The organism is Pollutimonas nitritireducens (assembly GCF_002849615.1).
In the GTDB taxonomy this organism is placed as follows: Bacteria; Pseudomonadota; Gammaproteobacteria; order Burkholderiales; family Burkholderiaceae_B; genus Pollutimonas; species Pollutimonas nitritireducens.
Genome location: NZ_PDNV01000008.1, coordinates 183,645 through 198,749, shown reverse-complemented (window position 1 = coordinate 198,749; position 15,105 = coordinate 183,645). Strand labels below are relative to the sequence as shown.

At 58.6% G+C, this 15,105-nt stretch carries 16 protein-coding genes; 7 read left to right on the top strand and 9 right to left on the bottom strand.

The window, feature by feature from the left end:
- Window positions 1-112: 112 nt before the first annotated feature.
- Complete coding sequence (locus CR155_RS13825; RefSeq protein ID WP_102070622.1) at window positions 113-1,216, top strand: malate/lactate/ureidoglycolate dehydrogenase; 1,104 nt, start codon at window positions 113-115, stop codon at window positions 1,214-1,216.
- Window positions 1,217-1,225: 9 nt separating this feature from the next.
- Here the strand turns inward: CR155_RS13825 and CR155_RS13820 are convergent, their stop codons facing one another.
- Complete coding sequence (locus tag CR155_RS13820) at window positions 1,226-1,864, bottom strand: LysE/ArgO family amino acid transporter (protein ID WP_102070621.1); 639 nt, start codon at window positions 1,862-1,864, stop codon at window positions 1,226-1,228.
- 117 nt (window positions 1,865-1,981) lie between these two features.
- Between CR155_RS13820 and CR155_RS13815 the strand changes: the two genes are divergently transcribed.
- Window positions 1,982-2,878, top strand: a complete 897-nt coding sequence (locus CR155_RS13815) for a LysR family transcriptional regulator ArgP (protein WP_102070712.1) — start codon at window positions 1,982-1,984, stop codon at window positions 2,876-2,878.
- 45 nt (window positions 2,879-2,923) lie between these two features.
- Here CR155_RS13815 and CR155_RS13810 read toward each other — a convergent pair whose 3' ends face one another.
- Together CR155_RS13810 and CR155_RS13805 are read right to left on the bottom strand one after the other, a co-directional pair.
- Window positions 2,924-3,637: a TerC family protein gene (locus CR155_RS13810; protein WP_102070620.1), complete on the bottom strand. Its 714-nt coding sequence runs from the start codon at window positions 3,635-3,637 to the stop codon at window positions 2,924-2,926.
- Between the two features lie 467 nt (window positions 3,638-4,104).
- A complete protein-coding gene (locus CR155_RS13805; RefSeq protein ID WP_102070619.1) occupies window positions 4,105-5,013 on the bottom strand; it encodes a LysR substrate-binding domain-containing protein in 909 nt (302 codons plus the stop codon).
- Window positions 5,014-5,148: 135 nt separating this feature from the next.
- On the opposite strand from CR155_RS13805, the gene CR155_RS13800 reads away from it, so the two are divergent.
- A complete protein-coding gene (locus CR155_RS13800; protein WP_102070618.1) occupies window positions 5,149-6,141 on the top strand; it encodes a tripartite tricarboxylate transporter substrate binding protein BugE in 993 nt (330 codons plus the stop codon).
- A 2-nt stretch (window positions 6,142-6,143) separates the two neighbouring features.
- On the top strand, window positions 6,144-6,998 hold the full coding sequence (locus CR155_RS13795) for an N-formylglutamate amidohydrolase (RefSeq protein ID WP_102070617.1): 855 nt from the start codon (window positions 6,144-6,146) through the stop codon (window positions 6,996-6,998).
- 28 nt (window positions 6,999-7,026) lie between these two features.
- On the opposite strand, the gene CR155_RS13790 is transcribed toward CR155_RS13795, so the two are convergent.
- Window positions 7,027-7,608: an NUDIX domain-containing protein gene (locus CR155_RS13790; protein ID WP_102070616.1), complete on the bottom strand. Its 582-nt coding sequence runs from the start codon at window positions 7,606-7,608 to the stop codon at window positions 7,027-7,029.
- Between the two features lie 96 nt (window positions 7,609-7,704).
- On the opposite strand from CR155_RS13790, the gene CR155_RS13785 reads away from it, so the two are divergent.
- The gene (locus CR155_RS13785) at window positions 7,705-8,679 is read left to right on the top strand and encodes a Bug family tripartite tricarboxylate transporter substrate binding protein (protein WP_233214278.1); all 975 of its coding nucleotides are present in this window, start codon (window positions 7,705-7,707) and stop codon (window positions 8,677-8,679) included.
- On the opposite strand, the gene CR155_RS13780 is transcribed toward CR155_RS13785, so the two are convergent.
- The 4 genes from CR155_RS13780 to CR155_RS13765 form a co-directional block, all read right to left on the bottom strand.
- Window positions 8,680-8,868, bottom strand: a complete 189-nt coding sequence (locus tag CR155_RS13780; RefSeq protein WP_102070614.1) for a hypothetical protein — start codon at window positions 8,866-8,868, stop codon at window positions 8,680-8,682.
- 274 nt (window positions 8,869-9,142) lie between these two features.
- Window positions 9,143-10,657 (bottom strand): fumarate hydratase, encoded by a 1,515-nt coding sequence (locus CR155_RS13775; RefSeq protein WP_102070613.1) that lies wholly within the window; start codon window positions 10,655-10,657, stop codon window positions 9,143-9,145.
- A gap of 8 nt (window positions 10,658-10,665) precedes the next feature.
- Window positions 10,666-11,646: a Bug family tripartite tricarboxylate transporter substrate binding protein gene (locus tag CR155_RS13770; RefSeq protein ID WP_102070612.1), complete on the bottom strand. Its 981-nt coding sequence runs from the start codon at window positions 11,644-11,646 to the stop codon at window positions 10,666-10,668.
- Between the two features lie 47 nt (window positions 11,647-11,693).
- The gene (locus CR155_RS13765; RefSeq protein WP_102070611.1) at window positions 11,694-13,034 is read right to left on the bottom strand and encodes a class-II fumarase/aspartase family protein; all 1,341 of its coding nucleotides are present in this window, start codon (window positions 13,032-13,034) and stop codon (window positions 11,694-11,696) included.
- Window positions 13,035-13,175: 141 nt separating this feature from the next.
- On the opposite strand from CR155_RS13765, the gene CR155_RS13760 reads away from it, so the two are divergent.
- Complete coding sequence (locus CR155_RS13760; RefSeq protein WP_233214276.1) at window positions 13,176-13,913, top strand: GntR family transcriptional regulator; 738 nt, start codon at window positions 13,176-13,178, stop codon at window positions 13,911-13,913.
- Between the two features lie 105 nt (window positions 13,914-14,018).
- Window positions 14,019-14,534 (top strand): DUF4142 domain-containing protein, encoded by a 516-nt coding sequence (locus CR155_RS13755; RefSeq protein WP_102070610.1) that lies wholly within the window; start codon window positions 14,019-14,021, stop codon window positions 14,532-14,534.
- Window positions 14,535-14,582: 48 nt separating this feature from the next.
- Here the strand turns inward: CR155_RS13755 and CR155_RS13750 are convergent, their stop codons facing one another.
- Window positions 14,583-14,969 carry a DUF4870 family protein gene (locus CR155_RS13750; protein ID WP_233214275.1) on the bottom strand — a complete coding sequence of 129 codons (387 nt, stop codon included), beginning with the start codon at window positions 14,967-14,969 and terminating at the stop codon, window positions 14,583-14,585.
- Between the last annotated feature and the right edge of the window lie 136 nt (window positions 14,970-15,105).

Below are 15,105 nucleotides of genomic sequence, written 5' to 3'. Positions count from 1 at the left end.
TATTGACTGTCGACAAAAACGCTGTCAAGGTGAAAATGATAGGGGTTTATAGCAATACGGCAGGGAAGAAGCGCTTGTTAAGGTAGAAGCGATTCCACATTTCTGGCTGTATATGACTGTTCAAACAGCATTGAAAACTCATGGCGATATCCTGGCGGATGCCCAGGCCCTGCAAGATTTTGTATCGCGCTTATGGCTTAAAGCCGGCAGCAGCGCCCGCGAGGCTGATTTGGTGGCCGATCACCTTGTGATGGCCAATCTTACCGGTCACGACTCTCATGGCGTAGGCATGATTCCTCGCTATGTGAAGTCCCTGCGCGACGGCGTGCTGACACTGAACCAACATGCCGCCGTCGCGCGGGATGCCGGCGCTGTCCTTACTGTTGATGGCGTTTGCGGCTTTGGCCAGGTCGTGGCCTACGAAGCCATGGAACTCGGCATACAACGAGTCAGGTCAACCGGAATTTGTGCCGTAGGCCTGCGTAATGCCCATCATATTGGCCGCATTGGCCACTGGGCCGAGCAATGCGCACGGCAAGGCCTGGTCTCTTTCCACTTCGTGAATGTGGCAGGTAGTGTGCACGTTTCGCCATGGGGCGGCACCGATGGCCGCTTCGGCACCAATCCGTTTTGCGCGGCTTTCCCGCGCAAGGGTAAAGAGCCACTCGTGCTTGATTTCGCCACCAGCGGGATAGCGCAGGGCAAGGCACGTGTCGCGTATAACAAGGGCGTCGAGGTGCCGGCTGGCTGCCTTATCGATGCACAGGGCCAGCCAACGACGAATCCGCGGGTGATGTTCGAGGCGCCCCACGGAGCTCTGCGCACATTCGGAGAGCATAAAGGTCACGGGCTCGCAATGATGTGTGAGCTGTTTTCGGGGGCGCTGACCGGCGGGTACACCACCCATGCCGAGACTCGTGTCAAAAATAGCGGCATTATCAATTGCATGCTTTCCGTCATTATCGATCCGGCGGCGTTTGGTGCCGACGACACGGAAGCAGAAGCCGAGGCATTCATCGAATGGGTGAAGGCTTCGCCCAGGGCAGCGGGAACCGACCATATTTTTGCGCCAGGCGAACCTGAACGACTGCGCGCAGCCGAGCGGCGCAGCCACGGCATACCCATAGACGCCGGCACATGGCGCGAGATCGTGACCGCGGCCACCACGCTGAATATGCCGCAATCAGAAATCGACCCGGTGGTGGCGCAGGGCTAACCGGCCGCCTCAGCCCCCCATTCCCTTGTAGGCGAGTCCCAGGGCCAGGGCGGCCATGACGGTGGCTATCATGCCGTCGAGAATACGCCAGGCTTTCCGACTCGCGAACAGCGGCGCCAGGAGCTTGGCGCCTGTCGCCAGCAGAATCAGCCATGTAATGCTGGCGGTGAGCGCGCCGGCGGCAAAACCCATGCGTGCGTCGGCAAAGCTGTGAGCCAGGGATCCAACCACGACCATGTCCAGCCAGAAATGCGGATTCAGCAGAGTGAAGCCGATCGCAGCGAGGACGGCGGCACGCCGTGAAGGGACGGCGAGGCGTGCTGCCGCGAGACCACTATGCGACGTTAATGCCCGGTGTGCGCACTGCGCCGAATACCACAACAGGAAGGCTACACCGAACCACAGGATGCCAGTGGTCAGCCAAGGCGCACGGGCTGCGACGGCCTGTAGCCCCCACACGCTCGCAAAGATGAAGACCGTGTCGATAAGGGCGCACACGACGAGGATGCTGAGCAGATGAGCGCGCATCACGCCTTGGCGCAGGATGAAAGCGCTTTGCGCGCCGACGACGGCGAACAAGCCCAAGCCGGTGGCAATGCCACTGGCCCAGGCTGAGAATAAAGAGGGTTGTGCAGCGAGCGAGAACATGTCGGCCTATCCAGTAATAACTATGCCGCAGCAGTCCGCCACAGCATGCCTTATTCTCACCATTTACCACTGTAAAATAAAGCTAATTTCATTAATGACGATTAAGAATTGCTAATGTTGAATATCGATCACGGGAATCTCAGGGCGCTCGCCGCAGTGGTACGCGAGGGTAGCTTTGAACGCGCCGCTGCCGTGCTGAACGTCACACCTTCCGCGGTATCGCAACGTATCAAGGTGCTGGAGGAGCGCATGGGCCGGCTGCTGGTGCAGCGCACTGTTCCTGCAGTAGCCACGCCCGACGGCCAGGTGCTGGTGCAATTGGCCGAACACACAGCTTTACTCGAGCACGATGCCCTGAACCGGCTGGGCCTGGACGAAAGCATGCCGCAAACAAGTATCGCCGTGGCCGTCAATCACGATAGCCTCGAGACATGGTTCATGCGTGCGGCAGAATTATTCGCTGCCAGGACCGGCGCCACGCTGGATCTACAGTCCGAAGATCAGGACCATACGGCGGGACTGTTGCGCAAGGGTGCAGTGATGGCCGCGGTAACCACCCTGGCCGACTCGGTCCAGGGGTGTCGAATCCATACGCTGGGCAGCATGCGTTATGTGGCCACCTGCTCGCCTGCGTTTCACGAACGCTATTTTCCGAGGGGCGTCGACGGGCGCTCGCTGGCAGGGGCGCCCGTCCTGGTTTTCAATAGGAAGGATGCCATGCAGGCGCGTTTTGCGAAAAAAGTGATGGGTGATGCCGATTGGCATCCGCCAGTATGGTGGCTGCCTTCATCGCGCGCCTTCGTGCAGGCGACGTTGGCAGGTCTGGGCTGGACCATGAATCCCTTGCTGTTGGTCCAGGAGGAACTGGCCACTGGTCGACTGGTGCCGTTGCGAGCGCGAGCTTGGGAAGATGTGCCGCTTTACTGGCAGCACTGGGGGGTCGATTCGCAGACGATGGCGGTCTTGAGCCATTCCGTTCTCGCGGCAGCGGCGGGATTGGTGCGGCGGCGCTGACGCGTTTGCGTCGAGCGCCGCTGCGTCGGGCGCCGCCGAAAGGGCTTACAGCTCTTGTGCTACAGCAGTCGAACGCTTGCGCTGCGCCAGCAAGCGGCCAACAACCACGATGAGCACGGCGCCCGCAACTTCCGCAGCCAGTTTCATGGTTCCTGAAATCGGGCCGAACTGTTCGACAATCACGACATCGGTGACCAGCATTCCGCCTGCAATCCAGCCCAGCAAAGCTGCGCCCAAGGTGACGACGAAGGGGAAGCGGTCGATGAGCTTCAACACCAGGGTGCTGCCCCATACGATGATAGGCACACTGACGACCAATCCGAAGATGACCAGTCCGATCTGATGATCGGGATTGGCAGTCTGCGCCGCGCCGGCGATGGCAATGACGTTATCAAGGCTCATGACAAAGTCGGCAATGATGATGGTTTTGACGGCTGACAGTACTGAGCCGCCGCCATCGATTTTTCCATGTGCATCTTCATCGGGGACGAGCAGTTTGATACCCACCCACACCAGCAGCAGTGCGCCGACGATCTTCAGGTAGGGTACGGCAAGCAGCGTGAGGGCAAAGGCAATCAGTGCAACGCGCAGGAGGATGGCGCCAGCGGTGCCCCACAGTATGCCTTGCATGCGCTGCTTGGCTGGAAGGTTGCGGCATGCCAGTGCGATGACGACGGCGTTGTCGCCGCCCAGCAGTATGTCGATCAGGATAATCTGGAATACTGCGGCCCAGCTTAGTGTTTGTAAAAATTCAAGCATCGGTCACCCGTTTGAGTAGAAATTGAAAAGGGAAACGGATCGGGCCCGCTGCGAGCCTGCTTGAGTATTGTCGTGATGCCGAGGGACGAATACCAGACTAAGCAAAATGGCCTGATCCAGAAGGACACAGGCCATTGACAGCTATTGCTGGAGGAATGAGCCTTGCCTTCGATGGCAAGGTCTTGCTAGCAACATGTGAATGTTGCCCGAGCACCGGGCGTTTTGCGAAATGATGCAAGACAGCCGTAATGACGATGCGTCGGAAGAAAGCTACTCCCCTTGATGTTCGCCAGTATATTGATGTGAGGGATAAAGTCAAGTCTCTCGTAGGGGTATTGGGGGATTTTTCGCCTGCGGCGACGCCCGGCCCACTCCAGTCTCCGTCTCCTTGCTGCAGAATTGTGCGGAATGGTTAAGGGGCGACTTGCCGCTGGCCAGACACGGAGGACGTTTCTGCCGGTCGAGGTTCAGGTGGTTTGCTCGCGGGCGGCTACTTCCAATAGCCATTCCCGGAAGGCGCTGAGGGCGGGGTGGTCTTTGCGTTGCAGGGGGCAACAGAGGACGTAGCCGCGATCGAGCGATACGGGGATGTCGAAGGGCGTGGCGACGCGGCCGGCGTCGATCTCGTCGCGTACGAGGCAGCGCTGGAGTACGGCGATACCCATGTCGGCCATGACGGCGCGTACGATGATGGAGACTTGGTCCAGGGCCGTACCGGGTTGGGGCTTGGCGGGTACGCCGGCAGAGTCGAACCAGCGTTGCCAGTTATCGGTCGCGTTCGCGTGGTAGAGCAGGGGTTCGTCGAGCAGCTCGCGAGGATGGATCCAGTGTCCGGCGGCCTTGCGCGCCTGCAGGCGGTCGGGATGGCAGATCACTACGATTTCCCGGCCTAGGAGGTAGTCGCAATGGCATTGGGGCCACTGTTGGGGAAGGCCGCTGAGGATAGCGGCGTGGGGAGTGGCCAGGGAGAAATCTTCATCGCGTCGATAGGCAGTGAAGGAGAGGGTGATTTCCGAATGACGCTTGTAGAACTCAGGTAGACGCGGTACCAGCCAGACACTGGCCAAGGTGGGTACGACGGACAGGCTGAGGTGCTGGCGACTGGCGCCCCCGCGTAGATCGGAAGAGATCGTTTCAATCGTATGCAGCGGTACAGCGATGGCATCGGCCAGTCGGCGCCCGGCGTCAGTGAGGGTCAGGCCATGGGCGCTGCGCTTCATCAGCGGCTGGCCAAAATGCGCCTCGAGCCGGGAAATGGCGCGACTGACCGCTCCCTGGGTCAGACAGAGGGTTTCCGCGGCTTTGGTGAAGCTGCCCAGGCGCGCTGCCGTGGCAAAGGCGTGCAGTTCCGACATGGAGGGCGAGTGTATCTTCATAGCGATGCATAGGAACTGAGGGGGGCGGACTTGGCATTACATTATGTAATACTAAGGTGAAATATAGTCGTTTGCCGCGAGCAAGTAAATTGCAGATACTCCGTTTTTGTTCTTCTCACCTTTCCGGAGTCTTCAATGTCCGCAACAATTACCACAAAGTTGGTTCGCCGTGCCTTGGCCGGTGCTGCCATGTTCATGATGGGCTGTGCCGGCTCTGCCGTGGCGGCCGATTACCCGTCTCATTCCGTGCGCATGATCGTACCGTTTGCCGCGGGGGGCTCGACCGACCTCGTCGGCCGATTGATTGCCGAGTACGTTGGCCGCGAGCTGGGCCAAGCCATTGTGGTGGAGAACCGGTCCGGCGCTGGCGGTGCGTTGGGGGCAGAGCAGATTGCGCGCGCCGTAGCCGATGGCTACACAATTGGCATGGCGACGGTCAGTACCCACGGCGCCAATCCGGCCATACACAAGGGCCTGAAATACGATGCGGTGAAAGACTTCGCACCCATTGCAAACGTAATGGGTATTCCCAGCATCTTTGCGGTCAATATGAAGGTGCCGGCCAAGGATATGAAAGAGTTCATCGCGCTGGCCAAGTCCAAGCCCATGGAATATTCGTTCGCGTCCCCAGGCGTTGGTTCGCTGGGCCATGCGAATATCGAAAACTTCATGATGCTCTCCGGCATCAAGCTGCTGCATGTTCCGTACCGTGGGGCGGGTCCTGCCTTGAACGACGCATTGGCGGGTCAAGTCGACGCCATCACCGACAATCTGTCCTCGACCTTGCCGCATTTGCAGGAAGGCCGCTTGCGCCCGCTAGCCGTTCTGGGCGCGGAGCGTTCGGCCCTGTTGCCAGACGTGCCAACCTATACCGAGTTGGGATTTCCCGAGATGGGAACGGGTGGCTGGTTTGGTCTGGTTGCTCCCGCTGGTACGCCCAAAGACATTATCGACCGCTTGAACCAGGCCGTGCGCAAGGCAACTGCCAATCCGGAATTCCAGGAACGGGCCAAGAAAGCAGGTGGTACGCTTTTGACGAACTCGCCTGAGGAGTTCGCCCAGGATATCGATGCCGCCCTGAAACGCTATGCCGCGGTTGCCAAGGCCGCCAACATCCAGACGAACTGATCATGTCGCAAACAGCCATTGCGGTCGTCCGTAGCGACCCCACCGGAGAACCCATCCCGCTGGTTTGCGACTCGCCGCATAGTGGAACGACGTATCCGGCCGATTTTGACCACGTCGTACCACTGGCATTGCTGCGCCAGGGCGAAGACACCCATGTCGATGCCCTGTGGGCAGCGGCTCCGCAGTTCGGTGCCACGCTCGTTGCCGCCACATTTCCGCGCACGTATATCGACCCGAACCGCAGCTTGTCCGACCTGGATCCAGATGCGCTGGACGGGCGATGGCCTGAAGTCCTTTCGCCGGGCGAAAAAACGCGCCTGGGCAAAGGCCTGGTCTGGACGCGGATGGATGCGCGCAATCCGATCTATGGCCGCCGCCTCAGCGTGGCCGAGGTGCGTCACCGTATTGATAGCTACTACGCGCCGTATCACGCCGTGCTGGCCCAGGCCATCCAGGAACGCTACGATCAGTTTGGCGCCTTATGGCATATGAACCTGCATTCCATGCCCAACGATGCCTACGAACGGCTGGGCCTGCTCAGCGATCGTCCGCTGGCGGACTTTGTGCTGGGCGATCGCGACGGCACGACATGCGAGCCGGCGTTCGTCCAGCTTATTGAAGACGTATTGCGCGGCAAAGGATATACGGTGGCTCGCAACAATCCTTATAAGGGCGTCCAGCTGATTGCGCAGATTGGCCAGCCGGCACAGCACCGTCATAGTCTGCAAATCGAGATCCGGCGACCCGTCTACATGGATGAAGCCAGCCGCGAGCGAAACGAAGGATTCCTCCGTTTGGAGAGTGACCTTGGCGAGCTCCTGCGCGAGGTTCGCGCCTACGTAAAGGGGCGCATTTAAGAATCACGCAGGTCAAGCCAATATCTGGTCAGGCAGGCGTCCAGTCTAGCGTCCAGGCGCCGGAACGGACGTTCTGCAGCCAGAGGCTGCAACTCAGCGTCTTGGCATCCGTAATGGCGCCGCTGCGGCATGCTGCCAGGACATCGTCCGCCGTCATGGGCAGCACCTCAAGAAATTCGTCGTGGTCCAGCTGTGCGTCGCCGGCGACCAGATTCCGCGCAAAAAGAATATGGATGACTTCAGTGGAATATGAAATTGCGAGGTGCAGGGCGCCGGCATACGCCCAACTTCCAGCGGTATAGCCAGTTTCTTCCAACAGCTCGCGTTTTGCACAAGCAAGCGGGTCTTCACCCGGATCGAGCTTGCCAGCGGGAAACTCCGTCATGACCATCCCCACCGGATACCGGAACTGGCGCTCCAGCAGTACGTGGTCGTCATCCAGCAGTGCGATGATCACGACGGCCCCAGGATGGATAAAGTACTCGCGGGTGGCACTGGCGCCATCGGGCAGCCTTACGGTGTCGCGTCGTGCATTCAAAAAGCGTCCTTCGAAGAGGGACTCGCTTTCCAATAGCGTTTCAATCAGGTGATCATCGGTCTCAGCGGTCATGGCGGTGTGCAATAAAGTCGATCAATGTGCGCCAGCTTAACAGCCTTCCAAGGATACAATAATCCTTCCGCATTCCCCATTCCCAGGAACACGCTCATGTCAAAAACAAGAATGTCACGCATGCTTGCCGCGTGCCTGCTTTGCGCCGCAACCTCTGTATCGGTGGCCGCCGGTTGGCCGGATAAGCCGGTGCGCGTCATTGTTGTATACCCTCCGGGTGGAGTCAGCGACACGGTAACGCGTGCCATCTCGGAAGAGCTCAGCGTTCGGTTGAAGACGCCGTTCGTGGTGGAGAACAAGGGCGGCGCCGGCGGAACGGTCGGCATGGCGGCCGTGGCCAAGGCTGATGCCGATGGCTATACCATTGGATTTTCATCGATCAGCCCGCTTGCGCTGTCTCCACTGATTTCCAAGGTCGCGTACGATCCGGGCAAGGATATCGCTCCGGTCGCCAGCGTCATGGTCTCACCCGTTGTCCTGTTGGGAACGAGCGCGTTCAAGGGCAAGAGCATTCATGACGTCATCAGCCAGTCGAAAACCGCGCCGGGTTCTTTACGCTGGGCCACGTCCGGCCCGGGATCTGTCGGGCATCTTATGCTTGAGCAGTTCCAGCATGATGCCGAGGTCAGCGTAACGCATGTGCCTTACAAGGGGAGCGCACAGCAACAGAATGATGCCTTGGGTGGCCAATTCGAACTGATATCGACCAATGTCAGCTCAGCATTGATCGGACACATAGAACGCGATGCGCTGCGCGCCATTGCCATTGCCGCGCCGAAGCGGGCTGCATTCCTGCCCGAAGTGCCAACCTTTTCCGAGCTGGGATATGCCCGGGCCAACAAGATGTCGGTATTTGGCTTTTTCGCTCCGGGCGGGACTCCAGATGCCATCGTTACGCGCCTGAACACGGAAATCAATGAGGTGGTTGCAATGCCGAAAATCCAGGAATTGCTGAAAGGCAGCAGCAATATTCCCATGTCCGGCACGCCGCAAGATTTTTCCAAAGCCATCAGCGAAGAGCTGCAGTCGAATCGTGAACTCATTGGAAGCGCAGGGCTGAAGCTGCAATAATCAATTACCCAGGTCTATGCCTGGATCAGCGGGCGTTGGCTTATTGATACCGCCCTTGGGCCGTGCAGGGCGCTTCAGTCCCAGTTCGGGTAGCAAGTCTTTTTCTTCTTTTTTTTCATTCTGCGGTTTTGACTTGTCCCTTCCTAAAGAGATGCTGCCGTCGCCCGGCTCGAGTTTCGCTTGTGTCATTTCATTGCTCCTTGCGATTGTTCACCGCTACGTGGAATTGAAGACTTGTGCGTCGGTCGGTGTACCAGCCCCAATCTGCGGCGCCCCATCATTATAATTTTTTCCTGCAAGCGGCGTGCCCGGGCTCCATGGCGTGATAATTGCAAAATCGTGCAAGAATAGATTGCCGACCGAAGGAGTCTTTGGTGAACAGTTCGACCATGACGCCGTTACGTGCTTCGCGTCGCGGCCCGGGCTGAAGGTGGTGATCGGTGCACGGCCATGATTCTGGATGTTATATGTCGCTCACGGTGGCAAAGAAGGTCTTGTGCACGGAGCGGCCATCCGAATCCACGGCGACGACTACAGGCATGTTCTCCACCGTGAATTCGTAGATGGCTTCCATGCCGAGATCTTCGAAGGCGACGACTCGCGCGGACCGGACGGCCTTAGAAATCAGGTAGGCGGCCCCACCGACGGCCATTAAATAGGCCGCACCGGCGCGCCTGATGGCTTCGATGGCTGTCGGGCCGCGTTCGGCCTTACCGATCGTGACCAGCAAGCCTGTCTGTTCCAACAGTGCGGGCATGAACTTGTCCATGCGAGTTGAGGTCGTGGGGCCGGCCGGGCCCACCGCCTCACCTTCGATCGGATCGACAGGGCCGACGTAATAGATGGCGCGCCCGCGCAGGTCCACGGGCAAGGGTTGTCGTCGTTCGAGCAAGTCGGCGAGGCGTTTGTGCGCCGCGTCGCGTGCCGTCAGCAGGGTTCCCGACAGCAGCAGCGTGTCGCCCGCCCGCCACGTGGCGACTTCCCCGGGTGTCAGGGTATCCAGGTCGACCGACCTGCCGCCCAGGCCGGGAAGCGCATCGGGTATGTCGTCCCATAAAGATAGCGGCGGCGGCACAAGTTGCGCGACGCCTGAACCGTCAAGCTCGAAACGGACGAACCGTGTCGCCGCACAGTTCGGGATGATTGCGACAGGCAATAGCGCGGCGTGCGAAGCAGCATGCTCGATCTTGATATCCAGTACGGTGGTATTCCCGCCGAGTCCCTGGGCGCCGATGCCCAGTGCATTGATACGCTCGAAAATGTCGAGCCTGAGTGCGTCTAGGGGATTCTGTGGTCCTGCTGCTTGCAGCACATGCATGTCGATAGGGGAGAACAGTGCGCGTTTTGCCATGAGCATGGCTTGTTCCGGGCTTCCCCCCACGCCGATACCCAGCACTCCCGGTGGGCACCAGCCGGCGCCCATGTTGGGCAGCTGACTTACTACCCAGTCCGCGACGGAGTCGCTGGGATTCAGCATGGTGTAGCGGGCCTTTACGTCCCCGCCTCCCCCTTTTGCAGCGACGATCATGCCAATTGTGTTGCCTTCAATCATTTCAATATGGACCACCGCCGGCGTGTTGTCGCGTGTGTTGGTCCGAGCGCCTAGCGGGTCCAGGACTATGGAGGCGCGCAGTGGATTCTCTTTGCAACGGTACGCCCGGGCAACCGCCCGGTTTGCCAGCGCCTGCAGGCTTGGAGTGATATCGGTGCTTTCGTCATGAATCCGAACGTCCATGCCCATGCGAAAGAATACATGCACGACGCCGGTATCCTGGCATACGGGGCGGTGGGCCGCGGCGCAAAGCTTGCTATTGATCAGTATTTGCAGCAGGGCGTTGCGGGCGGGACCATGCGTTTCGCTTTCATATGCCCGTTTCAATGATTGCACGAAGTCGGCAGGATGGTAGTAGCTCATGAACTGCAAGGCGTCGGCAATGCTGTCCACCAAGTCGTCTGCGCGTATGGTTCGTGGCGTCATTGTCGGCTCTACTTGAGTTTGATTCCGGCTTTTTTTATGACCTGTGCCCAACGCTTGCCTTCCTCCACGGTGTGGTGCTGGAAGGCTTTTGGGGCGTAGTCCGCGTCCGATAGCAAGAGAATCCCCTGGTCTGACATCTGCTGGGTGAACGCTTTGTCTTGCATTATGGTTTTATACGCCGCGGCCAAGGTATCGACCACATTCGATGGTGTACCCTTGGGCGCGTACAGGCCATACCAGGTCGAAACCTGGAAACCGGGCACCGCCTTTTCTTTCATGGTGGGAACATTGGGGAATTGGTCCATACGCGTAGGCGAGGTCAGCCCGAGGGCGTGGACTTTGCCGCCTCGCGTCTGCGGAAGTGCGGTGTTGGTCTGGTCAAACATGGCATCCACCTGTCCGCCCATCAGATCGTTCAGCGCCGGTCCGGCTCCCTTGTAGGCGATGGGCGTGATGGTCATGCCGGCCTTGCTGGCGAACATGGCCGCTACAAGATGCGAGGTCGATCCCACGCCGGCATTGCTGAAGTTCAGGCTTCCCGGGTTGGCCTTGCCGAAAGCCACCAGTTCATCGATTGTTTTATAAGGCGAGTTGGCGCCCACAAGCAGAACCAGCGGTGTGTCGGGAAACCGGAATACGGCTTCGAAGTCTTTCACCGGATCGTAGCGCAGTTCTGGGTATAGTGTCGGCGCTGCGGCCATATAGCCAATGTGCCCGACCAGAAAGGTGTAGCCATCCGGATCGCTGCGGGCCGCTGCGGTGGCGCCTATGGTGCCGCCTGCGCCTGGTTTGTTTTCGACAAGGATGGTTTGCTTGATCTCCTTGGACAGCCGGTTGGCGATGTTTCGGGCCATGGCATCGGTGGGTCCGCCCGCCGAGAACGGTACGATCCAAGTTATTGCGCGGTTCGGATAGTCGTCAGCCGCCTGGGCGGTACATAGCGGGCTTAGCAGTGTCGTGGTGGCAAGAATTGCGATCCATTTTTTCATTGATGTCTCCTTCATGGGTGGTAGGCGGGCCGTCAGGCTCTTGTGGGTCAAACAAAGTGACGCATGCGATCGACCATCTTCTGAGCGGATCCCAGGTAATTTGCCGGGTCACACAAGCCATTGATGGTGCTGCGGTCGAGCCTGGATGAGACGGCTGGATTCTCGTGCAGTATTTCTGACAGAGGCCGGCCTTCGGTGGCTGCCAGGCGGCATGCGTCGTAGACGACATCGTGTGCCGTCTGGCGACCTATGTGTGGTGCCAGCCCCATCATGACGGCTTCCGCAACGATCAGGCCGCCGGATATGCCCAGGTTATGCCGCATGCGCTGCGTGTCGACTTCAAGTCCGGCCAGCATGAATTTGGCCTGATGCAACGACCCGGCGGTAAGCACGAAGGCCTCGGGGATGGCGGACCATTCAATATGCCAGGGTCCGGTGGCGCGTTCAAAGTCTTGCACAATGGCGTCCAGCGCGAGGCCCGCGTGTTGCCGTACGGTCTTGGATGCGCTCCACATCAGTTCACATGAGATGGGGTTGCGCTTTTGCGGCATGGTGCTGGAGGCGCCGCGTCCTTTGACAAAGGGTTCGTAGGCTTCGCCGAGTTCGTTGGTCATCATGAGCATGACGTCCAGGGCGATCTTGCCCAGCGACGCAGTAACCAGGCCCAGAAATTGGACAGCTTCGGCAAGTCCGTCGCGTGCAACGTGCCAGGTGATCGGCGTAGCACCCAGCGCTAGCTCTTTCATGAGTTCCGCGTGTACTGCCAGCCCATCGTCGCCGAGTGATGCCAATGTGCCAGCGGCGCCGCCAAACTGGCCGACCAGTACGCGCGGCTTGAGCTGCACCAGGCGTTCGCGGTGGCGCCGTATCATCAGCAGCCAGACAGCGGCTTTATAGCCAAATGTGATAGGTAATGCATGTTGAAGGTGTGTGCGCCCCGCCATGGGGGCATCGCGATACCGTTCGGATAAGGAGGCCAGCAGGCCGTCGAGCTGTTCCAGGTCCGCGTCAATGATGGCGAGTGCATCGCGAACCTGCAGCACCGTGGCGGTATCCATGATGTCTTGCGTCGTTGCACCCCAATGAAGGTATTCCCCTTCGGGTCCGCAGAGTTTTGAAAGTTGATGGACCAGTGGCAGTATCGGGTAGCCGACGATCTCGGTTTGTTCCTTCAACATTTTCATGTCTATGCGGGATGCATCTGCGCTTGCTGCAATTGCCTGGGCGGCCGCTTCCGGAATGACGCCCAGCCTGCCCTGAACCACAGCAAGGGCAACCTCGGTTTCGACATAGCGACGTACCGTGGCGGCATCATCGAAGACTGCACGCATTTCCGGGGTGCCGAACATGTCTTTGAAGATTGCTGATTCGAGAACGGAAATAGACATTATTTATGTACGCTCATATAAAGTTGTTCGAACATATTAGTTCGGGAGATGTTCAGATGTCAATGCACTTTCGGAAAGTTGTCGGACTGGCACGATCGCCGTGGTTTCTGGCTTCATACAGGCTAAAATCGGCGCAACTCAATGTTCATCCCTGTCATGACAGCCATTCGCTATACCAAAGTCTCAGAAATCCTGGCGCGTCGCATCGCCGACGGTCGTTATCCCCTAGGTGCCCTGATGCCCACCGAAAAAGAGCTGATGGTGGAGTTCGATACAAGCCGGCATACCGTCCGTGCGGCCCTGCGCCAGTTGCAGGACGCAGGACTGGTTGTGCGGCGGCGGGGGAGTGGAACGATCGTAAAAGCCAAGAAGGCCGGCGCCGGTTTCAACCAGTCGCTGACTTCGCTTGAAGACCTCATTTATCTGGCGGCCACCACGCCAAGGCAATTGCACACGGTCAAGCAAGTGGTGGTTGATGTCGACCTGGCGCAGATCCTGGGTGTAGGCGGGGGTACGCGCTGGCTGCGGTTCAGCTCAACCCGTCACGGAGAAGATGGAAACCCCATCGTCTGGACCGATGTCTATGTCGACCCTCAATACAGTGGAATAAAGAAAGTCGTCCAAGAGACACCGGACCGGCTGATCTCCGAACTGATCGAAGAGAAATATGGACGTCGCATTGTGTCAGTGGAACAGGACATCACTGCATGTGCTATGCCATCATCTATCGCAAAAATTCTAAAGGTGGAACCCGATACGCCCGGTCTGTTCATACGGCGGCAGTATCGTGATGCAGCCAGGGATCTCGTTGCCGCATCGGTGTCCTACCATCCCGCGGGCCGGTACACATTCTCCACCACGCTCATTCGGCAGGCATAGCTGGGCCAAGGGTCCCGGTGCAGGATGCGATAGGGATGGACATCGGGCAAGCCACTTGCTGCGCGTTATCGTTGTCCGGCAGGTCCGGGCGTTCAGGAGTACTACGTGAAATACCTTGCACACCTGCTTTTCTCACTGGCTCTTGCCGCGGCGTCAACGGTCAATGCCCAGGTTGGCAATGCGAGCGAACGGGACGCCCGCTTCCTGAAAGAGGCGGCGAATTCCGGGCTTTTTGAAATGCAGGCCAGTCAGTTGGCCATACAGGCGGCAGGGCAGGAACGCATCAAGGAATTTGCACGGATGATGTTGGTGGAGCACGAGAAAATAGATGGCGACCTGAAGAGCCTCGCCTTTGCACGGAAGATTGAATTGTCGATCAACCTCGAAGGGGACCGCCGGGATACGCTGGATGCGCTACAACAAGAAACGGGTCCAGATTTTGACAAGAGATATGTCGAACATGTGGCCATTCAAGCGCACAAACATGCCGTGATGCTATTCACCGAGGCGTATGAAAAAGCAGATGACGAGGAGATCAAGGCATTTGCCGGCAAGACGCTGGAAACGCTGCAACAACATCTCCAGCACGCGCAGAATCTGGAGGCCGCGGCATTCCGGTAAACCCGATTTCGCGATGGAGGATGCGACCAGGCAGGAAACGCGCGAGCGCTACCAAATGCCCTTGCCATCGTTAAGGCACAGAAAGCCGCGTACGATACGGTAGATATACCAAATTCCAACGGCAAACATGACGATGAAACCGATGTACACCATTGCCAATATCAGTGCGACCACGGACCATAGCACGCCATACCAGAACGTACGGATCAAGAAACGCATGTGTTCGGCGTAGATGGTTCCAGAATATTCATTGCGCTTGAGGTACGCCACAATCAGGCCGATGACCGTTGGTACGCCGCCCAGGAACAGGCCTAAGGCGTACAGACCGTAAACGACCATGGTGTAATTCTTGAACGACTTGAGCCGTTCGTCGTTGTTTGAGGAGTTAGTGGTGCCCGGGGCCGGTGTAATGATGTGATGGTTTTCAGATTGCATTGCACTCGACCTGGAAATGTTAAGAGGGCCTACGGATTTCTGTAGCCAGCAGTATACGGGACCGTAAACGGATACGCCCAGTCCGGGTTTCCGGACTTGTTCACAGACACCCAACCCCGAGTCGGGTATCAGATCC

Bases quoted from the DNA above. Each gene is read 5' to 3' on its own strand.
- CR155_RS13820 (WP_102070621.1), bottom strand. From the start codon at position 1,864: ATGTTCTCGCTCGCTGCACAACCCTCTTTATTCTCAGCCTGGGCCAGT.
- CR155_RS13800 (WP_102070618.1), top strand. From the start codon at position 5,149: ATGTCCGCAACAATTACCACAAAGTTGGTTCGCCGTGCCTTGGCCGGT.
- CR155_RS13785 (WP_233214278.1), top strand. From the start codon at position 7,705: ATGTCAAAAACAAGAATGTCACGCATGCTTGCCGCGTGCCTGCTTTGC.
- CR155_RS13790 (WP_102070616.1), bottom strand. From the start codon at position 7,608: ATGACCGCTGAGACCGATGATCACCTGATTGAAACGCTATTGGAAAGC.
- CR155_RS13805 (WP_102070619.1), bottom strand. From the start codon at position 5,013: ATGAAGATACACTCGCCCTCCATGTCGGAACTGCACGCCTTTGCCACG.
- CR155_RS13810 (WP_102070620.1), bottom strand. From the start codon at position 3,637: ATGCTTGAATTTTTACAAACACTAAGCTGGGCCGCAGTATTCCAGATT.
- CR155_RS13825 (WP_102070622.1), top strand. From the start codon at position 113: ATGACTGTTCAAACAGCATTGAAAACTCATGGCGATATCCTGGCGGAT.
- CR155_RS13770 (WP_102070612.1), bottom strand. From the start codon at position 11,646: ATGAAAAAATGGATCGCAATTCTTGCCACCACGACACTGCTAAGCCCG.
- CR155_RS13760 (WP_233214276.1), top strand. From the start codon at position 13,176: ATGTTCATCCCTGTCATGACAGCCATTCGCTATACCAAAGTCTCAGAA.
- CR155_RS13780 (WP_102070614.1), bottom strand. From the start codon at position 8,868: ATGACACAAGCGAAACTCGAGCCGGGCGACGGCAGCATCTCTTTAGGA.
- CR155_RS13775 (WP_102070613.1), bottom strand. From the start codon at position 10,657: ATGACGCCACGAACCATACGCGCAGACGACTTGGTGGACAGCATTGCC.
- CR155_RS13795 (WP_102070617.1), top strand. From the start codon at position 6,144: ATGTCGCAAACAGCCATTGCGGTCGTCCGTAGCGACCCCACCGGAGAA.
- CR155_RS13750 (WP_233214275.1), bottom strand. From the start codon at position 14,969: ATGCAATCTGAAAACCATCACATCATTACACCGGCCCCGGGCACCACT.
- CR155_RS13765 (WP_102070611.1), bottom strand. From the start codon at position 13,034: ATGTCTATTTCCGTTCTCGAATCAGCAATCTTCAAAGACATGTTCGGC.